The sequence below is a fragment of the Microvirga pakistanensis genome, from assembly GCF_004458765.1.
Taxonomy (GTDB): domain Bacteria; phylum Pseudomonadota; class Alphaproteobacteria; order Rhizobiales; family Beijerinckiaceae; genus Microvirga; species Microvirga pakistanensis.
The window spans coordinates 1-223 of record NZ_SPJX01000278.1 but is presented as its reverse complement, the minus strand read 5'-3'; the positions used below and the strand labels follow the sequence as shown (position 1 = coordinate 223).

Sequence of the window (223 nt, the reverse complement as noted above, 5' to 3'; positions counted from 1 at the left end):
TGGTTGTCCCGTAACGGCATGTCGCGCGTCGAGTTCGCGCGGCGGATCGGCGTCACTCCCGGCGCCATCACCCAAATGTGCAATTCGGATCATGCCTGGCTTTCGCGGGACACCGCGGAACTGATCGCCCGCGAGACCCGCGGAGCGGTCACACCCAATGATTTTCTGCCCCTATCCGCCCAGGAGGCCCTGATGTCCAATTCCGTCACCGAAGCCATCGAGG

At 63.7% G+C, this 223-nt stretch carries 1 protein-coding gene; it reads left to right on the top strand.

The genetic code is table 11. The annotated features are described in order from the left end of the window. Positions 1 to 223 (top strand): helix-turn-helix domain-containing protein (locus tag E4K09_RS15245; protein ID WP_134498410.1); only part of this gene is annotated, 223 nt, incomplete at both ends.